Consider the following 24,813-nt stretch of genomic DNA (forward strand, 5'->3'; position numbering starts at 1 on the left):
CGGAGCGCGCGCCTCAGACGCCTTCGATCAGCGCAATATCCGCCTGACATGCATCCCGGCGCCTTTCTCGTGCTGCGCGGTATTCGTCAGAGGCATAGCAGGCGCGGGCGTCCTCGATACTGTCGAACTCGATGATCACTCGGCGTTGCCATGGCTGGCCTTCCAGCGTTTCGGCCTCGCCCCGGGCCAGGAACCGCGCGCCGAATTTCTGAAAGGCCGCTGGGGCGATATCCTGATAGCCCTTATAGGCCTCGGGGTCGGTTACGGTGACGTTGGCGATCCAATAGGCTTTGGGTTTTTCACTCAACTTGGTTTCATTCATCTGATGCAAACAGCCGTTCGGCGATTTTGGTGGTGTCGTCCAGATGCCGCTCGACCGCTGCGCGGGCGGCGACCGGGTCACCCGAGGTAATGGCGTCGCAGATCTGTTCCATATGGGTCAGGCCGGGCTGATCCCGATCGTCCGAGGACAGGGTCATCATGCGCAGCCTGCTGATCCGGCCATTCAGGCGCTGAACGATATCCCAGGCGATGTAGTGGCCCGCGCCATCGAAAATCTCGGAATAGAAATCCGCCGTGGCGCGGAACAGGGCACCCGGTGTCTTGTTCTCAAACCCGCGTCTGAGATGGTCCAGCGCCTGTCGCAGCGCGCCTGCGCGTTCGGGCGTGATATTGCGCGCACAGTTTTCCGCGGCGGCAGTTTCGAGCATGCGGCGAATATCGTAGATCTGGCGCGCATCCTCCCACGACATGACAGCAACGATAGGTCCGCGTCCGGGCAGGATGTCTACCAGACCTTCGGCTTCGAGATAGCGAATGGTTTCGCGGATCACGGTTCGGCTGACGCCCAATTGATCGCAAAGCGGGCGTTCGACCAGCCGCTCTCCGGGTTCGAACGTGCCTTCGATGATCGCCTCGCGCATCCGTTCCTGCACCATATCGCGCAGGGTCGCGGGGGGATGATCAATCTTGGTCAGTTTGGGTTCCGTCATGGCCAGATACCTATCGGCTTGGAAGATCACTCGCAAGGTATGATTGACAGATGGTATGATGGTATACCAAATAGTCCTGCACCGAATCGTAAGGAGCAGAACCATGCCCGCCGAAATCCGAAAAACCCTGTTGCATGTGGAAAACACGCTGATCGAAGGGGGAAAGGTCGCCGAGACGCCGTTGAGGATGATTGCGGCTGTTGCGGTGATCCGGAACCCATGGGCCGGGCGCGGTTTTGTTGAGGACCTGAAGCCCGAAATCCACAATTGCGCGCCGGGTCTGGGAAAAATGCTGACCGATATGGTGCTGCAGGCCGCAGGCGGGGGCGACATGGTCGAAGCGTATGGCAAAGCCGCCATTGTCGGTGTGAATGGTGAGGTCGAACATGGCTCGGCCCTGATCCACACGCTGCGGTTTGGCAATTTCTACCGCGAGGCGGTCGGGGCCAAATCCTATCTGGCCTTCACCAACACGCGCGGCCCGGCAAATGCGTCGATGCAGATCCCGCTGATGGACAAGAACGATGGCGGCCGACGCAGCCATTATCTGACCATTCAGTTGCAAGTGGCGGACGCGCCTGCGCCGGATGAGATCATGATTGCGCTGGGGGCATCCATCGGGGGCCGTCCGCATCACCGAATTGGCGACCGCTATCAGGACCTCAGGGAACTGGGCCATGACGTCGACAACCCTGCAGCTGTCTGAGCCCTTCGGGCAGGTTGCCTGTCGCGAGGCAGGCCTGTCCCATGCCGGGAAGGCCCCTCCTGTGGTTCTGATCCACGGGGTTGGAATGCAATCGGCAGCCTGGGGTCCGCAGATCGAGGCGTTGTCGGAAACGCATCACGTGATCGCGCTGGATATGCCGGGGCATGGGGGCAGTGACAGTATCCATTCTGGCGCGGACCTGCCGGTGTTTCTGGACTGGTTGCTGGCCGTTCTGGATGCGCTGGGGGTCGAACGGGTCAGTTTGGCCGGGCATTCCATGGGGGCCCTGATTGCAGGCGGGTTTGCCGTGTGTCACCCGGACCGGGTGGCCCGCGTGGCCTTGCTGAACGGTGTGTTCTGCCGCGACGCCAAAGCCAGCAAGTCCGTGATCGAACGGGCCGAACTGATCGGAACCGGGTCCTTCGATCTGGACACGCCCCTGCGCCGCTGGTTCGGGGACACACCGACCGACCGCGCCGCGCGGGGCCACGTGGCGCAATGGCTGTCGGAGGTGGATATTGACGGCTACGCGACCGCCTATGGCGCGTTTGCGCGGGGTGATGCGCTGTATGCTGACGGGTTCGGCGGGATCAAATGCCCGTTGCTGGCGCTGACCGGGCAGGACGATCCCAACTCGACCCCCGCAATGTCGCAAGCGATGGCAGAGGCGGCACCATACGGGCGCGCTGTTATCATCGAAAACCACAGACATATGGTAAACCTGACCGCGCCAGACGTGGTGAACGCTGCGCTGACGGACTGGTTGCACATGCCATCTGAACAGGGTGAACTGACATGATTGAATTTGACCCGAACACGCTGAACAACCCGCGCGCCCTGCGCAATGCCTTTGGCACCTTCATGACCGGCGTGACCGTTGTGACGGCCCATGACGATGCGGGCAACCCGTTGGGCTTTACCGCGAATTCCTTCACCTCGGTCTCGCTTGATCCGCCTTTGGTTCTTGTCTGTCTGGCCAACACCTCCAGCAACTATGAAACCTTCGCCAATACATCGAAATTCGCGATCAACATCCTGTCCGAGGCACAGATCGCGCTGTCCAATACCTTTGCCCGCCCGGTCGAGGATCGGTTTGCGAGTGTCGACTGGGAACCCGGCCCGCATGGCTCGCCCATTCTGGGGGGTGTCTCGGCGTGGTTCGATTGCGCCATGCACAGAACCGTTGAAGCGGGCGATCATCTGATCCTGATTGGTCGGGTCAAAGCCTTTGATCAGGATATCGCGCCGGGCTTGGGATACGCGCGCGGGGCCTATGTCACACCGGCGGCCGAGGCGAGGGCGCTCAGCAAACGCTCGGACATGGTGGTGTCGGCCCTGATCGAGCGCGACGGGAAGATCCTGCTGCAGGACGATGGCAACGGCTATTTGACCATTCCAAATACCGACGATGTCTCGGGCGGCGCAAACGCGGCTCTTACCCGCTTGATCGCCGACAGCGGTGTGAATGCCGAGCCCGGCTTTATCTATTCCGTCTTTCAGGACGACGCGCGCCAGCAGCAGCATATCTCGTTCCTGTGTCAGGCCGACGGCGGTGAACCGGTGAACGGGGTTTTCACGGAAGTTAGCCCGTCCACATTGATGGATGTGTCGGACCCGGCGCTCTGCACCATGTTGGAACGGTTCGCGGCGGAAAGTCAGATCGGGAATTTCGGGGTGTATTACGGCAATGAGGTGAGCGGGCGGGTCAAGCCTCTCACCGGGGGAGTTAAGCGGACATGAAATTCTCACTCTTTGCGCATATGGAGCGGATCTCGGCGGATCAGGACCAGAAGCAGCTGTATGACGAGTTCATCCAACTGTGCAAAATCGCCGATGAGGGCGGGATGCACGCGGTCTGGACGGGCGAGCATCACGGGATGAATTTCACCATCGCCCCAAACCCGTTCCTGAACCTGATCGACGTGGCGCGCCATACCAAAAATGTGCGTCTGGGCACCGGCACCGTGATTGCACCGTTCTGGCACCCGATCCGTCTGGCCGGTGAGGCCGCGATGACCGATATCATCACCGAGGGCCGTCTTGATCTGGGTATCGCACGCGGGGCCTATAGCTTTGAATACGAACGTCTGATGCCCGGCATGGACGCCTGGGAAGCCGGCCAGCGGATGCGCGAACTGATCCCTGCGGTGCAAAAGCTGTGGCTGGGCGACTATGCGCATGAGGGAGAGTTTCACCAGTTTCCCAAGACCACTTCGGCCCCGCAGCCGGTTCAGAAAGATGGCCCGCCCATCTGGGTCGCGGCGCGCGATCCCAACAGCCACGAATATGCTGTATCGCATGGGTGCAACGTGCAGGTGACGCCGCTTTGGAACGGCGATGATGAGGTTGAAAGCCTTATGGTCAAGTTCAACGACGCCTGCGCCAAGTTTCCTGATGTAGCACGACCCAAAATCATGTTGTTGATGCACACCTATGTGGCCTCGGACGACGCGGACGTGAAACAGGCGGCGGTCGAGCTGAACCGGTTCTACAACTATTTCGGGGCCTGGTTCATGAACAAGCGCGATATCTCGCAGGGCCTGATCGACCCGCTGAGCGAAGATGAGATTGCCGCGCATCCCTTCTATACCCCGGAAAACATGGAGCGTGATCTGGTCATTGGCACAGTCGACACCGTCATCGACCGGCTGCGCCGCTATCAGGCGCTTGGCTATGATGAGTATTCCTTCTGGATCGACTCCAGCATGCCGTTCGAGCGCAAGAAAGCCTCGCTTGAGCGGTTTATCAAAGACGTCATGCCGGCGTTTCAATAAAGGGGTGCCATAAGATGCAGCAGTTTCAACAGTATATCGATGGCGCTTTTTCGGATGGGGCGACACAGTTCGACAGTCTGGACCCGGCCACCGGAAAGGTTTGGGCAAAAATGCCCGAGGCCAATGCGGATGATGTCAATCAAGCTGTTGAGGCCGCGGATCGTGCGTTTTTTGCGCCTGAATGGGCCGGGATGACGGCCACAGCCCGTGGCAAGTTGCTGGCCCGGCTGGCGGATCTGATTGCGGAAAATGCCCCACGTCTGGCCGAGCTTGAGACCCGCGATACCGGCAAGATCATCCGCGAAACCTCGGCCCAGATCGCCTATGTCGCTGATTATTATCGGTATTACGCCGGGCTGGCTGACAAGATCGAAGGCGCTCATTTGCCCATCGACAAGCCGGATATGGAGGTCTGGCTGCGCCGCGAACCCATCGGCGTTGTGGCCGCTGTGGTGCCCTGGAACTCGCAACTATTCCTGTCGGCGGTCAAGATCGGCCCCGCCTTGGCGGCGGGCTGTACCGTGGTGCTGAAGGCATCCGAAGAGGGGCCCGCGCCGATGCTGGAATTTGCCCGCATCTTCGATCAGGCCGGATTCCCCAAGGGTGTTCTGAACGTCATCACCGGTGGACCGGTGGTAGGGGCAACGCTGACCGGCCATCCTAAAGTGGCCCATGTCGCCTTTACCGGCGGGCCGGAGACCGCGCGCCATATTGTGCGCAATTCGGCTGAGAATCTGGCTTCAACCTCGCTGGAACTTGGCGGCAAATCCCCGTTCATCGTGTTCGAGGATGCCGATATCGAAAGCGCCGTGAATGCACAGGTGTCGGGGATATTCGCGGCGACGGGGCAAAGCTGTGTCGCCGGGTCGCGGCTGGTGGTGCAGGCCTCGATCAAGGAGGAATTCCTCGCTCGCCTCAAGGACAAGGCCGAGGCGGTCGTGATCGGTGCCCCCGACGACATGGCGACCGAGGTCGGGCCGCTGTGCACGCTGCGTCAGCGGGACAATGCGGTCGACCTGATCCAGCGGTCTGTGGCGCAAGGGGCCAAGCTGGTGACCGGCGGGCAGCCGATTGACCGCGACGGATTTTTCTTTCCTCCGACCATTCTGGATTGTTCCGACGTGCCGGACGCCGACAGCCTGACCAACGAGTTTTTCGGTCCGGTCCTGTCGGTCGTTTCGTTCGAGACCGAAGCCGAGGCCATCGCCATCGCCAACAATACCCAATTCGGTTTGGCCTCGGGCCTGTTCACGCAGAACCTGACGCGGGCGCATCGCATGATCCGTGCCATCCGTGCGGGGATTGTCTGGGTGAACACCTACCGCGCCGTCAGCCCGATCGCGCCGTTTGGGGGCCACGGTCTGTCGGGCCACGGGCGCGAAGGGGGTCTGCAAGCGGCGCTGGATTACACCAAGATCAAATCGGTCTGGCTGCGCACCAGCGATGACCCGATCCCGGATCCGTTTGTCATGCGCTAAGCGCGGCGGATCAGGTTTAGAAGTCCAGACCCAGATCGACAGTCTGATAGGAATGGGTCAGCGCGCCAGATGAAATGAAATCCACGCCGGTCGCGGCAATGGCAGCCACAGTCTCTTGTGTGACATTGCCCGAGGCTTCGGTGACCAACCGACCGTTCACCAGCGCGACTGCCTCGGCCAAGGTTTCGGGCGACATGTTGTCCAGCAGCACAACATCGGCACCGCCAACCTCAAGCACTTGGGCTAGTTGATCCAGCGTATCCACCTCGATCTCGACCTTCATCATGTGCGAAGCGCGGGCCTGTGTCGCCTCAAGCACCGCGCGCACGCCGCCTGCCGCCGCGATGTGGTTGTCCTTGATCAGGATCGCATCCGATAGCGAGAACCGGTGATTGAACCCACCGCCATGCAAAACGGCCTGTTTTTCGACGATGCGCAGGCCGGGCGTGGTCTTTCGCGTGCAGGTGATGCGCGCGCGGGTGCCCTTGGTTTCGGCGACCAAAGCCGCTGTGGACGTTGCCACGCCGCACAGCCGCCCGGCAAAGTTCAGTGCCACGCGCTCAGCCGACAGGATCGAGGATGCCTTGCCCGTGATCTCCATCAGCGTGTCGCCCTTGGCGCAGCGTTGGCCATCCGCGATATGTGTCGAGATTTCCAGTGATGGATCAATCAGACGGAACGCCAGTGCGGCGACCTGCATCCCCGAGACCACGGCATCCTCGCGCGCGTTCAAGCGGGCCGCATAGGTCGTATCCGACGGGATTACGGTCTGGGTGGTGATGTCGCCATAGGCACCCAAATCCTCCATCAGTGCTGAGCGCACCAGGGGTTCAAGGATCATGTCGGGCAAGGCCGGATGGGTCATGCTGCGTCCTTTGCAATGCGGTCCCGCAGGGTCAGCGCCTCGTTCAGCGTCAGGGCCGAGCGTTGGCCGGGGCCGGGGATAAGGTCAGGAAAATCAGAGCGGTAATGCGCGCCACGGCTTTCCTCGCGCAAAAGCGCGGCGGCGGCGATCAACGTGGCGGTGGCGGTCATGTTCAGAAACACGTCAGAGCCCGGATGCCGGGCCTCAAGCGCCGCGATTTCGGTCAGGGCGCGATGCAGACCGGCCTGATCGCGGACAACGCCCACATGCTGGGTCATGGCATGGCGCAGGGCAGCCAGATCCGGAGTTTGTTCGGTTGCGGCGTCGGGGGTTAGCGTAACAACGACCTTTGGTGCATGCTGCCCGGACACAACGGTTGCAATGTCCTGTGCGCAGGCGCGGGCAAACACCAGCGCCTCAAGCAATCCGTTCGATGCCAGCCGGTTCGCGCCGTGCAACCCGGTCGAGGCCGCCTCGCCACAGGCCCAAAGCCCGTTCAGCGAACTACGGCCTGCCAGATCGGTTTCGATGCCGCCCATATGATAATGCGCCGAGGCGGTCACCGGGATCGGATCGCGCACCGGGTCGAGACCGTGATGCAGACAGGCCTCGGTCACTGCCGGGAAATGGTCCGCGATCTGTGCGCCAATCGCCGCGCGGGTGTCCAGCGCCGGGCGCTTGCCCGTCTGCGCCTGTGTGTAGACGGCACGTGCAACGGTGTCGCGCGGGGCCAGATCGGCATCGGGGTGGATGTCGGGCATGAACCGATGCCCGTCATTGTCGATCAGAACAGCCCCTTCACCGCGCAGCGCTTCGGTCGCGAGCGGGGTGGGGTCTTCGCCGACGTCGATGGCGGTGGGGTGAAACTGGACAAACTCGGCATCCGCAATCCGCGCACCGGCGCGCGCGGCCATGCCGATACCCTGACCCCGGATGCGCGCAGGGTTGGTGGTTTGCGCATAAAGACCCGCCGAGCCGCCGGTCGCCAGTACATGCGCCGACCCGCGCAGCAGAACCTGTGGTGCGCCCGGCGCGTCGGCGCTGGTCAGATAGACACCGCTGACCTGCGCGCCGTCGCTTTCCAGCCCAACCGCCAGAGCGCCTTCGATGACTTGAATCGACGGGGTTTCGCGCAGGGCCACAATCAGCGCGCGCATGATCTCGGCCCCGGCCTGATCGCCCTTGACGCGGACGACCCGCGCGGCGGAATGCGCTGCCTCGCGCGATTGCATAAAGCCGCCATCGGCGGTGCGGTCGAACCCGGTGCCCAGATCGGACAGATCAAGGATATGTTCAGGTGCCGCCTTGGTCACAAACTCGGCCACCTCGCGCAGGACCGACCCGGCCCCGGCGCGCATCGTGTCCTCGGCATGGGCCTGCGGGCTGTCCGTTCGTGCCATCGCCGCCGCAACACCGCCCTGCGCCCAGGCCGAGCTTGCGCCGGATCCAAGCGGTTCGGGTGAGATCATCACCACGGGGCAGGGGGCCAGTTTCAGCGCCGTATAGACCGCCGCCAGCCCGGCCCCGATGATCACCACACGCGGTGTCTGAACGGTTTGCATATCGCCGATCAAATACCCAACTGGCGCGACAGGTCGATCATGCGTTGCACCGACAGGCGGGCCTTGTCCGCCACTTCGGCATCCACCTCGACCTGACCGGTCATGGTATCCAGCGCGAACAGCACCTTTTCCAGCGTGATTTTCTTCATGTAAGGGCACATGTTGCAGGGGCCGACAAAATCGACTTCGGGCAGAGAATCCGCGATATTCGACGCCATCGAACATTCGGTGATCAGCAACGCCTTTTCCGGCTTCTCATCCGTGACGTATTTGATGATCCCGCTGGTCGAGCCCGAGAAATCAGCCTCGGCCACCACATCCGGCGGGCATTCGGGGTGGGCAATCAGACGCGTGCCTGGGTTCCATTCGCGGAAGTCGCGCAGATCGCTGGCGCTGTATTGTTCGTGCACGATGCATGAACCTTCCCACCAGACCACGTTTTTCTGCGGCACGTCCCGCGCCACGTTTTGGGCCAGATACTGATCCGGGGTCATGATGACGGTATGGCTGTCCTGCGCCGCAACGATCTGCGCCGCGTTCGATGAGGTACAGCAGATGTCCGAGGCCGCTTTGACCTCGGCCGTTGTGTTCACATAAGACACGACCGGCGCACCGGGATAGCGGCGTCGCATTTCCTCGACGCCTTCGGCGGTGATGGATTCCGCCAACGAGCATCCGGCTTCCATATCCGGCATCAGCACGGTTTTGTCGGGGCTTAGAATCTTCGACGTCTCGGCCATGAAATGCACACCGCATTGCACGATCACATCCGCTTCGACCTCGGTCGCCTTGATGGCCAGTTGCAGGCTGTCGCCGCCGAAATCCGAAATGCCATGGTAAATCTCGGGCGTCATGTAGTTGTGGCCCAGAATGACCGCGTTGCGCCTGGCCTTCAGATCGTTGATCGCCTTGACGTAAGGCGCGTAGATCGCCCAATCCATCGGCGACACCACACGGGACATGCGGTCGTAGATATCGCTCATGCTTTCGGCAAGCTCGGGCGAGGGGGCAAGATCATATTTTTCGGAGAGATGCGCGCGCTGCGCGGGAAGGTCGAACACGGGACTGTTTTTCTGCCTGTTAAACGCGTGGCGTTCCTCATATGGGGTCTTCAGTGGAATGACCAGCGCTCAGACAGGACGAATTTCCCAAAAATCGGATCGGGCGCAAAACAATCCGTTTTTTTGGCCCTTGTTTTGGGCATTATCGGAAATTTCCTGCCCGGTTTCGGCCCGACGCGGCCCTTTCAGGCGGCACCTGCGGGCAGCGAATCTGGTTGTCTTTTGATCCGTTCCCCCCTAGTCAGGCTTTTACCTCGGGGTGCGTGACAAAAACGCTGAGATGCCATGGGCGAACCCGTTGAACCTGAACCGGCTAGAACCGGCGGAGGGAAAGGTAACGGTTCATCCATCCTTGCCCTCTCGCCGCAATGGAGGATGACATGAAACATCTGCTGATTGCTGCGGGAATTCTGAGTGCAACAGCCGCCATGGCGGACGACAAACCTCAGCTGACCGTTTACACCTATGACAGCTTCGCCTCGGATTGGGGCCCCGGTCCCAAGGTCAAAGAGGCGTTCGAGGCCGTCTGTGATTGTGACCTGAACCTTGTTGGCGTTGAAGACGGCGCAGCGCTTCTGTCGCGCATCCGGCTTGAGGGCGAAAGCTCGGACGCGGATGTGGTGTTGGGTCTGGATACCAACCTGATCACCGCCGCCAAGGAAACCGGCCTGTTTGCGCCAAGCGCAGTGACCGCTGAATATGCGCTGCCGATCGAGTGGTCGGATGACGTGTTTGCCCCCTATGACTGGGGCTATTTCGCCTTTGTTCACAACGCGGATGCTGCGGCCCCTGCGAATTTCCGGGACCTGGCCGACAGCGACACCAAGATCATCATTCAGGACCCGCGCTCCTCGACCCCCGGTCTGGGTCTGCTGTTGTGGGTCAAGGCGGCCTATGGCGATGACGCGCCCCAGATTTGGGCCGGTCTGGCCGACAATATCGTAACCGTGACTAAGGGTTGGTCCGAGGCGTACGGGCTGTTTCTGGAAGGTGAGGCCGACATGGTCCTCAGCTATACCACATCACCCGCCTATCATCTGATTGCCGAAGAAGACGCCAGCAAGGCGGCGGCGGCTTTTGACGAAGGTCACTATATGCAGGTGGAAGTGGCCGGGAAACTGGCCGGAACCGATCAGCCGGAACTGGCAGATCAGTTTCTGCAATTCATGGTCTCGGACGCATTCCAGCAGATCATTCCCACGACCAACTGGATGTATCCGGCAGTGACTCCGGCATCGGGCCTGCCCGAAGGGTTCGATACGCTGATCACCCCCGAAAAGTCGCTGTTGTTGTCCCCGGATGAGGCCGCCGTTGCGCGGGATCAGGCGCTTGCGGAATGGCTGGGCGCGCTCAGCCAGTAAGCCCCTGGCCGGGTGTTGGCGCAGCGGCGCTTGTCGCTGCGCTGATCCTTGGGACGCTGGCCGCCGTTGCCCTGCGGGCTGATGCAGCCGGCGGGTTCGGCCCGGCGGACTGGGCCGCGTTGCGCTTTACGCTGGTGCAGGCCATCTTGTCGGCTCTGTTCAGCGCGGCCCTTGCGATCCCTGTGGCCCGTGCACTGGCCCGGCGGCGATTTCCGGGGCGGCGCGCGCTGATCGCGCTGCTGGGTGCACCGTTTATCCTGCCGGTCATCGTTGCAATCCTTGGTCTGTTGCAGGTCTTTGGCCGGGCGGGCTGGATTTCCGACGTTCTGGGTCTGTTTGGCTTGCCGCCGATACGGATCTACGGGTTGCACGGCGTCGTGCTGGCGCATGTATTCTTCAACCTGCCGCTTGCCACACGGCTGATCCTGCAGGCGTGGCAGGAAATCCCCGCCGAGAGGTTCCGTCTGGCCGCGCAGCTGGGCTGTGACGGACTGGCGATGTTCCGTCTGATCGAACTGCCGATGCTGAAACGCATCCTGCCCGGCGTGCTGGCGGTGATCTTCGCGATTTGCCTGACCAGCTTTGCCGTCGCCCTGACGTTGGGAGGGGGGCCGCGCGCGACAACCATCGAACTGGCGATCTATCAATCCTTTACCTACGATTTTGATCTGGGCCGCGCCGCGCTGCTATCCGCGCTGCAACTGGCCCTGACAGCTGCCGCTGCCCTGGCCGCCCTTCGGTTTTCGCGGGGTGACGGCTTTGGCACCGGGCTGGACCGGGCCATTCGCCGCTGGGATGGAGGGGCACCCGTCTTCGACACATTCTGGATCATCGCCGCGGCGGCGTTTCTGCTGTTGCCGCTGGCGGCGGTCGTGATCTCGGGGATCGGCGGGATATTCGACATGCCCGCATTGGTCTTCCGCGCGGCGCTGACCTCGGTTCTGGTGGCCGCCGTCAGTACCGCCGTTTTGCTGATGCTGGCGTTGCCTATGGCGATGGCGGTTGCAACCGGGCGACATGGCATTGTCGAGATCAGCGGCATTCTGGGCCTTGCAGCGTCACCTCTGGTGATTGGCACCGGCCTGTTCATTCTAATCCGACCGGTGATCAGCCCCACGTCGCTGGCCTTGCCGGTAACCGCGTTGGTGAATGCGGTGATGGCGCTGCCGTTTGCGCTGCGCATTCTGGTGCCTGCTGCGCGTGATGTGGTCGCCAGGCACGGGCGGCTGGCGCTGTCGCTGGATATGACCAGATGGACCTTTTTCACGCGCGTCCTGCTGCCGCGTATGCGCGCGCAAATCGGCTTTGCCGCAGGGTTGGCGGCGGCGTTGTCGATGGGCGATCTGGGCGTGATCGCCTTGTTTGCCGATCCGCAGGTTGCGACCCTGCCGCTGCAGATTTACCGCCTGATGGGTGCGTATCAGATGCAAGCTGCCGCAGGGGCGGCGCTGTTGCTGCTGGTCCTGTCGATGGGCGCATTCTGGCTTTTGGATCGTGGAGGGCGAGCGCATGCTGAAACTTGAGGGATGCGTCATCGAAAATGGCGGCTTCTCGCTGCATGCGGGTTTTGAGGTCGAGGCGGGTGCCAGCGTGGCAATCATCGGCCCGTCCGGTGCGGGCAAGTCAACGCTGCTGGAGGCGATCGCCGGGTTTCGCGATCTCAGGCAGGGGCAGATCCTGTGGCAAGGCGCGCGGATTTCCGACCTCGCGCCGGGCAAGCGCCCTGTCGCGATGCTGTTTCAGGACGGCAATTTGTTCCCACATCTGACCGTCGCGCAGAATGTGGCCCTGGGCCTGCGCCCCAACGGACGCCTGACTGACGCTGAGCAGTCGCAGGTTCGGACCGCACTGGCGCGCGTGGCCCTGTCCGGGTTCGAGGCACGCAAACCGGCCGAGTTGTCCGGTGGTCAGCAAAGCCGGGTGGCATTGGCGCGGGTTCTTGTGCAGCGGCGACAGCTCTTGTTGCTGGACGAACCATTCGCGGCCCTTGGACCCGCGTTGAAGGCAGAAATGCTGGACCTTGTCGCGGATTTGCTGGCAGAAACCGGAACGACCCTGATGATGGTCAGCCACGACCCGCAGGATGCGCGACGGATCGCAAGTCAAACCGTGCTTGTGGCCAACGGCCAGGCGCATCCTCCGGCAGCGACTGGCCAGCTATTCGAAAACCCCCCGCCTGAGCTGCGCGACTATCTGGGGTGATTGGTTGGTAGAAGACTGCCCTTATCCCGATGCCTGACTCAGATGCTGGCGGATCTTGGACTCGATCCTTGGACTGTGCAGGTCAAAGCTGCCGCTATTGGCAAAGAGTTCGCGCACCGAGCGGTAGCTTTCGACCTTCTTCCACACAACCGGCGAGGAGGTTGGCGCCCGGCCCGAAAGCGAGGCCAGATAGGACATTGTGCCAAACAACAGGCGCGATTTGTCCCGGTGTGGTTTATTCAGAATATACAGGCTTAGCGGTGCGTCCGGTCCGCGCTCGGCATCGACGACAAATACCTGACCGGCGCGGAAGGCCGCTTTGCCATCACACCGGGTCCAGCGACGCGTCGAGGATTTTCCTTCGCTCAACGCTTCGACAATTCGGCTGTAGACGGTCCCGTTGCGCTCATCCAAGAAGGCTACGTTGACAATCACTTTGGTCGGATCGTTGGGCGCGCGAAAGAACACCTGATACGATCCCAGGAAAGGTCGCAGTCTTTGCAGATCGCCCGGAAACACGTCGATCAGCGGGTCCCGCCGTCGGTCGGCTTCGGTTTTGGCCAATCGGGTGGTGTGGCGGCGCAACTCGGCCGGGTCGCCCAGTAAAATATGCTCGTCAACGCCAAAGAACCGACCGATCCGGCGCAGGTTGTTGGGCGAGGGCTGACTGCGGCCGCTGAGGTATTTGGCAAATTGCTGGTGGTTGATTCCGATGTCCCTGCACACCGCAGCAACCGAGGGGTGATCGGCGCACAGATGACGCAAGTTCGCTGCCAGATGTTCATGCATATGCGGGTTGGTCTTTCGCTTAAACTCGCTAAAGAAAGCATAATCTGGCGTTATTGTTAAGCCCATTTGGGCGCGCAATCCTTGGGCCAACGCATCCATGCCCAGGGGAGATCAAGCAATGGATAAATTTCAGTATGTGCGGCAACTGGAACACCGCCTGCAAATGCGTCAGGTGGACCGCCGCCAGTTCATGCGTGGTGTACTGGCAACCGGGATGACCGTCAGCGCTGCAACCTTGCTGGCCGACCGGGCAATCGCTGCGGCACCCAAGAAAGGCGGCAGCATGGTCGCAGGGATCGGCCACGGCGCATCCACCGAACAACTGGATCCGGGGCAGATTTCGGCAGGCTTCCTGATCCCGTTGAGCCTGGGCATGAACGGCTTCCTGACGGCTGTTGACGCCGACAGCAATGTGCAGCCATCGATAGCCCAATCCTGGGAAGCGTCGCCGGATGCATCGGTCTGGACATTCCAGTTGCGCGACGGGGTCGAGTTTCACAATGGCCGCAGCGTGACCTCGGACGATGTGATCGCGTCGATCAACTATCACCGGGGCGAGGGTTCGACCTCGACCGGTGCGCCGCTGCTGGCAGGGGTCAAATCGGTCCGCGCGGACGGGCCGCAAACCATCGTGTTTGAACTTGAAGGCGGCAATGCGGACTTTCCGGCCATCCTCAGCGACTATCGTTTTGCCATTCTGCCGGCCGAAGGTGACAGTATCGACTGGCAGTCGGGCATTGGCTGCGGGGCCTACCAGTTGACCGATTTCCAGCCCGGCATCTCAGCCGATCTGGTGCGTCATGCCAACCACTGGAACGATGATGTCGCCCATGTGGATGAATGGAAGCTGCTGGTGCTGCTGGATACGACCGCACGTATGGCGGCCCTGTCGGCGGGCACGGTTGACGTTGCCGACAAGGTCGATCCGAAAACCGCAAAGTTTATCTCGCGCGATCCCAATGTCACGTTGCATTCGGTGGCGGGCACCCAGCATTACTCGTTCCCGATGCTGACAAATACCGCGCCATTTGATGACAACAACATCCGTCAGGCGATCAAATGGGGCATCGACCGGCAGGAATTGGTCGACAAAATCCTGCTGGGCTATGGCGCGGTTGGTAACGACCACCCGATCGGATCGGGCCAGAAATACTTCAACGCCGAGCTTGAGCAGAAGACGTTCGACCCCGACAAGGCGAGGTTCTATCTGAAACAGGCCGGGTTGGACTCGCTGGATGTCGAGCTTTCGTCGTCAGATGCCGCCTTCCCCGGTGCGGTGGACGCCGCGACGCTGATTTCGAACTCGGCAGCGAAATGTGGGATCAATGTCACCGTCAAACGCGAGCCCAATGATGGCTACTGGTCCGAGGTCTGGACCAAGAAACCCTGGTGCGCCAGCTACTGGGCGGGTCGCCCGGTCGAAGATCTGATGTTCTCGCTGGCGTTCCAGTCCGGCGTTGCCTGGAACGAATCCTTCTGGTCGCACGAAAAATTCGACAAGCTGCTGGTCGAGGCGCGGGCCGAGTTGGACACTGACAAACGCCGCCAGATGTATGGCGAGATGCAGGACATCGTGGCCAATCAGGGCGGCGTTGCGATCCCGATGTTTGCCTCTTACGTCTTTGCCACGCGGCCCAGCGTCGGCACGCCGGAGAAATTCGGCTCGAACCTCGATCTGGATGGCAGCAGCTTTATGGAACGCTGGTGGAAAACAGAATAGCAGCTGATCTATGCTAGTATCGTGAAAGAAAGGGGATGGCTTTTGCGGTCGTCCTCTGTCGTGTCGGGGATAGGATTCCATGAAACTCTTCATTGCAACGCTATCGACCGAGACGAATACGTTCTGCACAATGCCAACCGCGATATCGGGGTTCGAGGAGTATTTTCTGCGCCACGGAACCGCAACGCAGGAACCGCCCAACCTGATGACCGAGGCGCTGCATTTGTGGCGCGCAAATGCAGAGGCCTTGGGGTGGCAGGTCATCGAAAGTCTGGCCGCCATTGCCGAACCTGCCGGGCCGACCACCCGCAGCTGTTATGATGCGTTAAGCGGCGAAATCCTGTCTGATCTGACCGAGTGCGGCGGTGCAGATATCATTCTGTTGCAACTGCATGGCGCGATGGTGGCCGAACATATCGAGGATTGCGAAGGTGACCTTTTGGCCCGCGCCCGTGCGCTGTGCCCGAATGCCACGATTGGGGTGTCTCTGGACCTGCATTCTCATCTCACCGACAGGATGCTGCAGGCCAGCGATCTGATCGTGCATTTCAGGGAATACCCCCATGACGACGCAACCGCCTGCGCGGCTGAGCTGTTCGACCTGGCCCGGCGCGCCCATGTGGGTGAGATCGTGCCTTGCATGGCGTTTTATGACACGCGGATGGTGAATCTTTATCTGACGAAAGCGGGGGCGATGAAGGATTTCGTGGCCGAAATGGCCACCGCTCAGTCCGCGCCCGATGTGTTGTCGGTGTCACTCAGCCACGGGTTTCCATGGGCGGATGTTGCGGATGTTGGCGCGCGGATGCTGGTCGTGACCGACAATCAGCCGCAACTGGCGGTCCAACTGACAGAGACACTGGGCCGTCGGTTTTTCGATCTGCGTCACCGGGTGACCACTGACTATCTGCCGATCGACAGCGCGCTTGATCAGGTGGGAACGCACGCAGGGCTGTGTGTTCTGGCGGATATGGGTGACAATTCGGGCGGCGGCGCACCCGGCGATGCCACCTATCTGCTGGCCGCCATGCTGGAACGCGGGCTCAGGAATTTTGCCAGCGGGATGTTCTGGGACCCCGGCGTTGTTCGCATCTGTCAGGATGCGGGTATCGGCAGCACGTTGACCGTTCGGCTGGGCGGCAAGACAGGCACGGTGTCGGGCGATCCCATTGATCTGCGGGCGACGGTCATGAATATCGCAACAGGTCTGGGTCAGCATCTGGGAACAGGGTTAGAGCCGATGGGCACCGTGGTCTGGCTGCATCTGGACGGCCAGATCGACCTTCTGGTCAACGACCTGCGCGTTCAGGTGTACCACCCCGAAGCGTTTGAGCAGATGGGTATCCGACTGGCCGAGAAATCGGCAGTGGCGGTGAAATCTCTGTTCCATTTCTACGGCCCGTTCAGCAAAATCTCGGATCACATCCTGCAGGTCGCCAGTCCGGGCGGAACCCAGCCCGCGTTTCGTGACATCGCCCTGCACAAGCGCAAACTTCCCTATTGGCCGGCGGTCGAACACCCGTTCGTGGATGACTGCCTTGCGGATACCGGCTAACGGCCTCAGTCAACAGTTCGGGCCGACAGAATCCAGTCGCGGACACTCTGGGCCTCGGGCGTCAGGGGGCGGGATTTCGACCAGACCAGATAGAAGCCTTTGCCGGTTCTCCATGTCCATTCCGGCCGCGCGGCCAACACGCCTTGCTGCACCAGATGTTCGACGATGTGGTGCCAGCCAAAGGCAAACCCTTCGCCCGCCATCGCCGCCTGCAAAACCAATGCGTAATCGTTGAGGCGCAGACCACTGCGGGGCGTAACCTCGGATATGCCGAACGCGCGGAACCATTGCTCCCACGAGGGGCGCTCGCGGATGGGTTCCTCAAGATGGATCAGGCGTTGGTTCAGCAGGCCCGGTACGCTGCGCAAGGTCACTGCGGCGGCCATGACGCGGGGGGCGGCAACGGGGTAAATGATCTCGTCCGAGATCAGCTGCGCCTCGCAATCCGGCCAGTTACCATCGCCGAGACGCACCGCAAGGCTGATGGTTTCGACCGTCAGGTCAGGCTCGCGGTCGCTGGATTGCAGGCGCAGGTCAATATCAGGGTGTTTTTGCTGGAACGAGGCAATACGCGGCACCAGCCAATAGTTGTTGAAGGCCGAAGAGGCGCTGAGTGTCACGTGATCATTGCTGGCGAACTGCCGGATCGAGGCAGCGGAATGCGACAGCATCTCGAATGCGCGGGTCACATCGGCAAACAATCGCGTTCCCGCATTTGTCAGGGTGATCCTGCGATGGCTGCGCCGGAACAGGATCACGCCAAGCGCGGTTTCCAGCTGCTTGATCGACGCGCTGACTGCCGGTTGCTGCACATTCAGCTCTTGCGCCGCTTTGGTGAATGACCCCGTCCGGGCGGCAGCTTCGAACACAACCAGATGACGGGGGGATGCGAGTTGGGACCAGAGGTTTTGCATAAATTCAGCTTATGCAAAAGATCATTCTTTTCAACCGTCACAGACGGGCGTTTGCGCAGTATGACTATGCGCGAACAAGTCGATGAGGGTTTGCAATGGCACGGCGCGCACGGGGATCCAGACAACGACAGGACACGCAGACAGCGTCTCCGTTTGTCCAACGGCAAGCACCGTATTACGACCTGCTGGACGAAGAGCAGATTGCCCGGCTGGAACAGCAAGTCGACTGGATCATTCAGGATGCCGGCATCGCCTTTCGCGACGACCCCGAGGCGCTGGAATTGTGGAAAAGGGAAGGGGCCCGGATCGAAGGCGATACCGTGCGCGCCCCGGCGGACTGGATCCGCAGCCTGTGCGCCAAGGCCCCGCGCGAGTTTACGCAACTGGCCCGCAACCCCGAACGCTCGGTTCGGATTGGTGGACGCAATCAGGTCTTCGCGCCGATCTACGGCGCGCCGTTTGTGCGCGATTTGCACGGCGGTCGGCGTTATGGTGACATCAAGGCGTTTCAGGACCTTGTGCGCCTGACCTATATGCACCCGAACCTGCATCACGGCGGCTTTGTCACCTGCGAGCCCTGCGACGTGCCAGTCAGCAAGCGCCATCTGGACATGCTGCTGGCCCATATGACGCTGAGCGACAAACCCCATCTGGGCGCAATCACCGAGATGAGCCGCGCGCAAGACAGTGTCGATATGGCCGAGATTGTGTTCGGTGCCGATGTGATGGCCGAAAACTGCGTCATCATGGGCAACGTGAACACCAATTCTCCGCTGTTGGTCGACAAGGTAGTGACCGAGTCCGCGCGGGTTTACAGCAGCCGGGGGCAGGGCATGATCGTCGTGCCGTTCATCCTGTCGGGGGCGATGGGTCCGGTCTCGACCGCCGCCTCGGTCGCGCAAGCAATGGCCGAGGCGATGATGGTCTGTGCATACATTCAGCTTATCCGACCCGGCGCGCCCTTTGTTCTGGGCAACTTCCTGTCGTCGATGTCACTGAAATCCGGGGCGCCGACCTTTGGCATGCCCGAGCCGGTGATCTCGAACTATGCCATCGGCCAACTGGCCCGCCGCGCGGGTCTGCCGCTGCGCTGTGGTGGCTCGCTGACGGCATCCAAGATCGAGGACGCGCAGGCCGCCTATGAAAGCGCGGATTCGATGCATTCGACCATGCTGGCCGGAGCGAATTTTGTCCTGCACTCAGCCGGTTGGCTGGAAGGCGGCCTGTGCACCGGGTTTGAAAAGCTGATCATGGATGCGGACCGGTTGGGGTCTTATCAAAAGGTTCTTAGCCAAGGGCTGGATACCTCGGATGAGGCACTGGCCCGCGACGCCTATGCCGAGGTCGGCCCCGGCGGTCATTTCCTGGGCTGCGGTCACACCATGCGCCACTATCAGAACGCCTTTTATGAACCCGCGCTGAGCCACAGCGAGAATGTCGAAAGCTGGGAGGATGAAGGCGCGAAAGACATGCGGACGCGCGCTTATGACCGTTGGACCCAGATGCTGAAGGATTACGAAGCACCGCCTGTCGAAGAGGCCACGCGCGAAGCCTTGGAGGCGTTTGTAGCCAAACGCAAAGAAGCCCTTCCCGATGCCTGGTACTGATAGCCCCCTTGCCGCGAACAGGATGATGTAAGGAACACCCCCATGCCCGAGATTCAAAAAGACGAAACCGCCACCGGTAAACCGCTGCCGTCCCACGCCAAGGTTGTTGTAATTGGCGGTGGCGTTGTTGGCTGTTCGATCCTGTTTCACCTGGCCAAGTTTGGCTGGAAAGACGTTGTGCTTCTGGAACGTGACGAACTGACCTCGGGCTCAAGCTGGCATGCGGCGGGGCAGATTCACACGATCAGTTCTGACCCGAATATCAGTCGCCTGCAAAGCTATACCATTGATCTTTATAAAGAGATTGAAGAAACATCGGGCCATTCGGTCGGCCTGCATATCACTGGCGGGTTCTACGCGGCCTCGACCAAGGAATGGTATGATTATCTGAAACGCGAACGCTCGAAAGCGCGGTATATGGGGCTGCATCAGGAATTCATCTCTCCGTCAGAACTGGCCGAACGGCATCCGCTGATTGATCCGAAACACTATTATGCGGCGCTATGGGATGATCAGGATGGTGATCTTGATCCGTCTGGGGCCACTTATGCTTTTGCCAAATCCGCCCGCGTTCATGGGGCGCAATATTTCACCCATTGCGGCGTGACGGCAATGTCTCAGCGGCCGGACGGGTCGTGGGATCTGACCACGCCCAAAGGGCGGATCAACGCTGAACATGTGGTCAATTGCGGCGGCCTTTGGGCGCGTGAGGTGGGGCATATGTCCGGCATCCATCTGCCGGTGCAGCCGATGGAGCATCACTATCTGATCACTGAAAAAATCCCTCAGATCGCCGAGCGGATGGAAAGCATGGGTGAGGCCGGTCGCCTGCCTGCCGGGATCGATTATGAGGCCAACATCTATTTCCGGCAGGAACGGCAGGGGATGCTGCTGGGTACTTACGAGCCGAAATCGACCCCGTGGAAAGTGGATGGCACACCGTGGGATTTTGGTCACGAACTGCTGCAACCCGACCTCGACCGTATTGCTGACCGGCTTGAGATGTCATTCGAACGTATCCCCACTATCGGTCAGGCCGGGATCAAGGACATGATCAACGGTCCGTTCACTTTTGGCCCCGATGGCAACCCGATGATCGGACCAGTGCCGGGGATGAAGAACTATTGGGTCGCGGTTGGCGTCATGGCGGGCTTTTGTCAGGGCGGGGGTGTGGGCCTGACCATGGCCGAGTGGATGATCGACGGCGAACCCTCGATCGACGTCTGGGCCATGGATGTTGCGCGATTTGGCGAATTTGCGACGCCCGACTGGGGCACGGTCAAATCGTCCGAGAATTATGAGCGGCGGTTTGTGATGACCTTCCCCAACGAAACCTTGCCCAAGGGCCGGATGCAGAAGACCACGGCGCTTTATGACCGGTTGGTCGCCAATGGCGCGCGGATGGGGCAGGGGTTCGGTCTGGAAAACGCGCTTTGGTTCGCAGATGGCCCCGACGACGCACACGAAGACCCGACATTCGAGCGCAATCGCAGCCACGACTATGTCGCGCGCGAGGTCAAGGCGGTGCAAGAGGCCGTGGGCGGGATTGAGATTGCCAACTTTGCCAAGCATGAATTCAAGGGTGAAGGCGCGCGTGCATATCTGGATCACGTACTGGCCGGATATGTGCCCAAACCGGGTCGCCTGACACTGACGCCGATGCTGACACCCAAGGGCAAACTGTACGGAGATCTGACTGTCGCCTGTCTGGCCGAAGACCACTTTGTCCTGTTCGGCTCGGGTGCGATGCAAGAGGCGCACCGCCGCTGGTTCGAAAAGGACCTGCCCGAGGGTGTGACCTATGCCAATGTCTCGGACGACTGGCATGGCATCGCGCTGTCTGGTCCAAAATCCCGCGACTTGCTGGCGCGGCTGACGCGTGAGGATGTCTCGGCCGACGCGTTCAAATTCCGTGACCTGCGTCAGACCTTTGTGGCCGGGGTTCCGGTAATTCTGAACCGCATCTCGTTCAGCGGCGAGTTGGGCTATGAAATCTACTGCAAACCGCAATATCTGCTGCGTCTGGCTGAGGCCATAGAAGAGGCCGGGGCCGATCTGGGTTATCGCTGGTACGGCGCGCGGGCGCTGATGTCGATGCGGTTGGAAAAGGGCTGGGGCGTCTGGACCCTGGAATTCCGTCCCGATTTCAATGCGGTCGAAAGCGGAATGGACGCGTTTATCAACTGGAAGAAAGATTTCGTCGGTAAAGATGCGACTGAGGCGTCGCGTGCACAGGGCGTGAAGCAGAAACTGGTGACAATGACGATCGACGTGGACGGGATTGACGTTTCAAATGACGAGGCGATCCTGAAAGACGGCGCCGCTGTTGGATATGTCTCATCCGGCGGCTTTGCCCACCGGGTCGGGCGATCCATGGCGATGGGATATGTCGCGACCGAGCATGCCGCTCCAGGCACGGCGCTTCAGGTGGAAATTCTGGGTGAATTCTATGATGCCGAAGTTCTGGGCGGACCCATCTATGATGCAAACGGGGCCAACATGCGGGCGTAAAAACCGATGTGCATAAAAACCCTATAAGCAAGGTTATGTTAAGTGTGTACTCGACCTTCTTCAAGGTCGAAAACCCACCTTCAGCCTAACCGGTTGCTTCATCCCTCAGACAGTTTCCGACACCCGGATCCGGTTGCGGAACAGATGGTCGTAATGCGGCTTCATGCGGCGGTGAACGCGGCGGACGCGGTCCGGGGTGTTGGACAGATCGACGTATTTGCGTTCCTGCCGCACAAGGCCGGTCGATTTGGCGAGGTTTGCGTGGAAGGATCCTCCGTCCCACCAGCTATGCGCTGAAGGATCGCCGCCCGCCTCCCAGCTCAGCGCCTCTTCGATGAACGGGATTCCGACGGCGTCGCAGAAGGCCTGGGTCATTTCATACGGGTTCTCCAGCACATCATCGCTGTCGATCACCGGCGGTGGTGTGCCGTGCAAGGCAGTCAGAAGATCGTAAAGCGCGCGCTGTTCGGGAAAGCCGACCTCTAACTCGTCGAAATCGGGCCATTTGTTATACATCGATGTGATCGTCTTGGCCGGATCGCGGATCAGGAAAGCGTGGGTGAAATGAGACAGGAACTCGGCATCCCACATGTGATTGATATAATGTGGGAAATCCTTGATGAAGACGGGGCCTTTCTCGGCGCGGGCCCTGACGTCCTTCCAAACGCTTTCAAGGGTCAGGCCGGGTGTTGTTTTCTCACCCTCCTTGAACCGGGGCCACATGGGATCCTCGCCCTGATACCAGGCTTCGCCGAAAGGTTCATGGAGACAGTCCAGATCGCCACGCTGACGCATCATCCATTCAAACGCTGTCGAGGTTGAGCGTGGGATGGCCCAAAGGGCGACGATCTTGTGCATGTTCAGCCTTTCAGTGATGAGAGCAATCGGCCCTGCTGCGTTTCCGGGGCAATGCCGAGTGTCTTGAAAATCCGCCAGTAAAGCGCCGTGTCATGGCCGATGATCGGTTTGCCCAAACGGCCTTCCAGCGCGACCTCATAATGCACGGGGCGTTGTGCGATCCCGTCTGATTGGCGGCGATAGTTGCTCATCCCGTTGATCAGATAGGCGTCCACATTCGGGGCCTGCTCTGCTGTGTAGTCGAAGGACTTCCACAACAGGTCTTCGTCAAAGCACCAGATGCAGTCGTCAACCGCCTCCTGACTTTCAAACCAACCCTGATCGAAGAAATTGCCCGCCCAGACCACATCAAACCCAGCTTCGCGCAGGAAGCCAACCGTGCCGGTGTACCAGCTGTCGGGGTGGTAGCAAGCGTTCAGCGCGACTTTTTCAACATTCAACTCGCGCAGCGCTTCGACCATGGCATAACCCGCCATGTGAAAGGGGGTCTGGTATGTGTCGCTGAGTTGCTCGCAATGTTGCCGGATGCCCTCGACACCCAGACCGCTGGCATGGACCCAGTTCGATCCGACCTGACCGCAGACATCCGCTCCGTTATTGGCCATGCATTCGACGAATTCTTCCAGAAGGCCAAAGTTCTTTTGCCGCTGATCCAGACGGTGCGCGTAATCCGGCACGTGCAGCATCCGGCCATGCACGCCCACGCTGCGCGGGGCCATGCGCAGAAAGTCCGAAGGTGCTGCGTCAAAGTCATGCGGCGGGGCGGTAAACCCCACCTGATGCGGGAACAGCTTGACCTTGGGGTTCTGCCATTTTGGGGGTTTTACATAGCTTTCCATGCGCCAGCCTTGTGCCGTTCCGAACCTGTGGTGGGTTTTCGGACCTTGCTGCCGCGCAGCCCGAAATGCCATTGCTTTGACGTGCAGCATTTAATATCAAAACTGATATGGGTCAGCGCAAATATAACCTGCCGTCGATCAACGCGATGATTGCGTTTGAGGCGGTGGCACGATTACAGGGTTTTGCGCGGGCCGCAGAAGAGCTAAGGACATCGCAGCCCGCGATCAGCCGACATATCCGAAATCTGGAAATCCGGTTCGGAACCACCTTGTTCGAGCGGCAAGGCGCGCGCGTTTCACTGACCAGAAAAGGCAGGGATTTCTATCATTCTGTCGCGCAGACGCTGGATAACATGCAATCCGCCGTGAACAGCCTGGCGCGTCCGCAAAGCGAGGTGACAGTTGTGTGTTCCCATTCGGTATCGCATCTTTTGCTGATGCCCCGCTATGGCGCGTTGCGCAGGGCGTTGGGAAGCGGGTCCGAGCTGCGATTGCTGACAGCGGAATACAACCTATTAACCGCCGCTATTGATACCGGGGCCGATATCGTCTTTGAATACGCTTCGGCCACTCCGGACGCGCCGCATGTGGTTTTATGCAAGGAAGAGATCAAGCCGGTCGGCTCGCCCGCCATCGTTGAACAGGCCGTTGCCGCCCTTGCGGGCAAGGCCAAGCCCCCTCCTCTGCTCAGGCTGCAGAAAGAGAATTTCGGATGGATGGACTGGCCCGACTGGGTGAATGTGCATCCCGCCTATGCCGGGTGGCCGATTACCGAAGAGTTTGACAGCTATGTCTACCTGCTGGAAGCCGCTGCCGCAGGGCAAGGTTTGGGCCTTGGCTGGCGCAGCTTTGTGGATTCGTACCTGACCCGGGGCGCCTTGGTCGAGATGCCGGTCGACTGGCATTCAAACAAAACCAAGTTCTTCGCGCGCCTGACCCGGTTCGGCCAACAGAACCCGGTTGCGCATAAGTGCCTGTCCTTGCTGGAGCATCTGGATCAGCGCTGACAGGGTTTGGGC

Annotated in this window: 22 protein-coding genes and 1 riboswitch; of the genes, 13 read left to right on the top strand and 9 right to left on the bottom strand. The window is 60.6% G+C overall.

Annotated elements, in window-relative coordinates:
* Positions 1-13: 13 nt before the first annotated feature.
* Positions 14-322 (bottom strand): DUF1330 domain-containing protein, encoded by a 309-nt coding sequence (locus tag ACR0LW_RS06095; RefSeq protein ID WP_480881916.1) that lies wholly within the window; start codon positions 320-322, stop codon positions 14-16.
* Complete coding sequence (locus ACR0LW_RS06100; protein ID WP_480881917.1) at positions 315-992, bottom strand: GntR family transcriptional regulator; 678 nt, start codon at positions 990-992, stop codon at positions 315-317. Before ACR0LW_RS06100 ends, ACR0LW_RS06095 begins: the two co-directional genes overlap by 8 nt.
* A 103-nt stretch (positions 993-1,095) precedes the next feature.
* Here ACR0LW_RS06100 and ACR0LW_RS06105 point away from each other — a divergent pair, with 103 nt between their 5' ends.
* Genes ACR0LW_RS06105 through ACR0LW_RS06125 form a run of 5 tightly spaced genes read left to right on the top strand, consistent with a single transcriptional unit; the run spans position 1,096 to position 5,950 of the window.
* Complete coding sequence (locus tag ACR0LW_RS06105) at positions 1,096-1,698, top strand: amino acid synthesis family protein (protein ID WP_480881918.1); 603 nt, start codon at positions 1,096-1,098, stop codon at positions 1,696-1,698.
* Entirely contained in the window at positions 1,670-2,497 is an 828-nt protein-coding gene (locus ACR0LW_RS06110) for an alpha/beta fold hydrolase (protein WP_480881919.1), read from the top strand. The genes ACR0LW_RS06105 and ACR0LW_RS06110 overlap by 29 nt, the downstream gene beginning before the upstream one ends.
* Entirely contained in the window at positions 2,494-3,438 is a 945-nt protein-coding gene (locus tag ACR0LW_RS06115) for a flavin reductase (protein ID WP_480881920.1), read from the top strand. Before ACR0LW_RS06110 ends, ACR0LW_RS06115 begins: the two co-directional genes overlap by 4 nt.
* A complete protein-coding gene (locus ACR0LW_RS06120; protein WP_480881921.1) occupies positions 3,435-4,472 on the top strand; it encodes an LLM class flavin-dependent oxidoreductase in 1,038 nt (345 codons plus the stop codon). The genes ACR0LW_RS06115 and ACR0LW_RS06120 overlap by 4 nt, the downstream gene beginning before the upstream one ends.
* Before the next feature lie 14 nt (positions 4,473-4,486).
* Entirely contained in the window at positions 4,487-5,950 is a 1,464-nt protein-coding gene (locus ACR0LW_RS06125; protein WP_480881922.1) for an aldehyde dehydrogenase, read from the top strand.
* 16 nt (positions 5,951-5,966) lie between these two features.
* Here ACR0LW_RS06125 and nadC read toward each other — a convergent pair whose 3' ends face one another.
* The 3 genes from nadC to nadA are packed head-to-tail and all read right to left on the bottom strand — an operon-like array spanning position 5,967 to position 9,438.
* Positions 5,967-6,815 (bottom strand): carboxylating nicotinate-nucleotide diphosphorylase, encoded by an 849-nt coding sequence (gene nadC / locus ACR0LW_RS06130; protein WP_480881923.1) that lies wholly within the window; start codon positions 6,813-6,815, stop codon positions 5,967-5,969.
* Positions 6,812-8,377 carry an L-aspartate oxidase gene (locus ACR0LW_RS06135; RefSeq protein WP_480881924.1) on the bottom strand — a complete coding sequence of 522 codons (1,566 nt, stop codon included), beginning with the start codon at positions 8,375-8,377 and terminating at the stop codon, positions 6,812-6,814. The genes nadC and ACR0LW_RS06135 overlap by 4 nt, the downstream gene beginning before the upstream one ends.
* An 8-nt stretch (positions 8,378-8,385) precedes the next feature.
* The gene (nadA, locus tag ACR0LW_RS06140) at positions 8,386-9,438 is read right to left on the bottom strand and encodes a quinolinate synthase NadA (RefSeq protein ID WP_480584111.1); all 1,053 of its coding nucleotides are present in this window, start codon (positions 9,436-9,438) and stop codon (positions 8,386-8,388) included.
* 245 nt (positions 9,439-9,683) lie between these two features.
* A riboswitch (TPP riboswitch) is annotated at positions 9,684-9,787 on the top strand.
* A gap of 31 nt (positions 9,788-9,818) precedes the next feature.
* Here nadA and thiB point away from each other — a divergent pair.
* From thiB to ACR0LW_RS06155, 3 genes are read left to right on the top strand one after another with little or no spacing between them, the layout of a single operon-like run.
* Complete coding sequence (thiB, locus tag ACR0LW_RS06145) at positions 9,819-10,799, top strand: thiamine ABC transporter substrate binding subunit (RefSeq protein WP_480881925.1); 981 nt, start codon at positions 9,819-9,821, stop codon at positions 10,797-10,799.
* Positions 10,775-12,322, top strand: coding sequence for a thiamine/thiamine pyrophosphate ABC transporter permease ThiP (locus ACR0LW_RS06150; RefSeq protein WP_480881926.1), 1,548 nt, complete (start codon positions 10,775-10,777; stop codon positions 12,320-12,322). The genes thiB and ACR0LW_RS06150 overlap by 25 nt, the downstream gene beginning before the upstream one ends.
* Positions 12,309-13,001 carry a thiamine ABC transporter ATP-binding protein gene (locus ACR0LW_RS06155; RefSeq protein ID WP_480881927.1) on the top strand — a complete coding sequence of 231 codons (693 nt, stop codon included), beginning with the start codon at positions 12,309-12,311 and terminating at the stop codon, positions 12,999-13,001. The genes ACR0LW_RS06150 and ACR0LW_RS06155 overlap by 14 nt, the downstream gene beginning before the upstream one ends.
* A gap of 21 nt (positions 13,002-13,022) precedes the next feature.
* On the opposite strand, the gene ACR0LW_RS06160 is transcribed toward ACR0LW_RS06155, so the two are convergent.
* Positions 13,023-13,790 carry a helix-turn-helix domain-containing protein gene (locus tag ACR0LW_RS06160; protein WP_480881928.1) on the bottom strand — a complete coding sequence of 256 codons (768 nt, stop codon included), beginning with the start codon at positions 13,788-13,790 and terminating at the stop codon, positions 13,023-13,025.
* Between the two features lie 118 nt (positions 13,791-13,908).
* On the opposite strand from ACR0LW_RS06160, the gene ACR0LW_RS06165 reads away from it, so the two are divergent.
* Both ACR0LW_RS06165 and ACR0LW_RS06170 read left to right on the top strand, forming a co-directional pair.
* On the top strand, positions 13,909-15,510 hold the full coding sequence (locus tag ACR0LW_RS06165; RefSeq protein ID WP_480881929.1) for an ABC transporter substrate-binding protein: 1,602 nt from the start codon (positions 13,909-13,911) through the stop codon (positions 15,508-15,510).
* 79 nt (positions 15,511-15,589) lie between these two features.
* Positions 15,590-17,065: a M81 family metallopeptidase gene (locus tag ACR0LW_RS06170; RefSeq protein WP_480881930.1), complete on the top strand. Its 1,476-nt coding sequence runs from the start codon at positions 15,590-15,592 to the stop codon at positions 17,063-17,065.
* Between the two features lie 5 nt (positions 17,066-17,070).
* Here ACR0LW_RS06170 and ACR0LW_RS06175 read toward each other — a convergent pair whose 3' ends face one another.
* On the bottom strand, positions 17,071-17,979 hold the full coding sequence (locus ACR0LW_RS06175) for a LysR substrate-binding domain-containing protein (RefSeq protein ID WP_480881931.1): 909 nt from the start codon (positions 17,977-17,979) through the stop codon (positions 17,071-17,073).
* Positions 17,980-18,074: 95 nt separating this feature from the next.
* Between ACR0LW_RS06175 and ACR0LW_RS06180 the strand changes: the two genes are divergently transcribed.
* Positions 18,075-19,586, top strand: coding sequence for a trimethylamine methyltransferase family protein (locus tag ACR0LW_RS06180; protein ID WP_480881932.1), 1,512 nt, complete (start codon positions 18,075-18,077; stop codon positions 19,584-19,586).
* 42 nt (positions 19,587-19,628) lie between these two features.
* Complete coding sequence (locus tag ACR0LW_RS06185) at positions 19,629-22,097, top strand: GcvT family protein (protein ID WP_480881933.1); 2,469 nt, start codon at positions 19,629-19,631, stop codon at positions 22,095-22,097.
* A 105-nt stretch (positions 22,098-22,202) separates the two neighbouring features.
* Here the strand turns inward: ACR0LW_RS06185 and ACR0LW_RS06190 are convergent, their stop codons facing one another.
* Together ACR0LW_RS06190 and ACR0LW_RS06195 are read right to left on the bottom strand one after the other, a co-directional pair.
* Positions 22,203-22,955, bottom strand: a complete 753-nt coding sequence (locus ACR0LW_RS06190) for a sulfotransferase-like domain-containing protein (RefSeq protein WP_480881934.1) — start codon at positions 22,953-22,955, stop codon at positions 22,203-22,205.
* Positions 22,956-22,957: 2 nt separating this feature from the next.
* Positions 22,958-23,884, bottom strand: a complete 927-nt coding sequence (locus tag ACR0LW_RS06195; protein ID WP_480881935.1) for a hypothetical protein — start codon at positions 23,882-23,884, stop codon at positions 22,958-22,960.
* 17 nt (positions 23,885-23,901) lie between these two features.
* On the opposite strand from ACR0LW_RS06195, the gene ACR0LW_RS06200 reads away from it, so the two are divergent.
* Positions 23,902-24,801, top strand: a complete 900-nt coding sequence (locus tag ACR0LW_RS06200) for a LysR family transcriptional regulator (RefSeq protein WP_480881936.1) — start codon at positions 23,902-23,904, stop codon at positions 24,799-24,801.
* Positions 24,802-24,813: the final 12 nt, after the last annotated feature.

This window comes from Ruegeria sp. N4 (assembly GCF_056531425.1).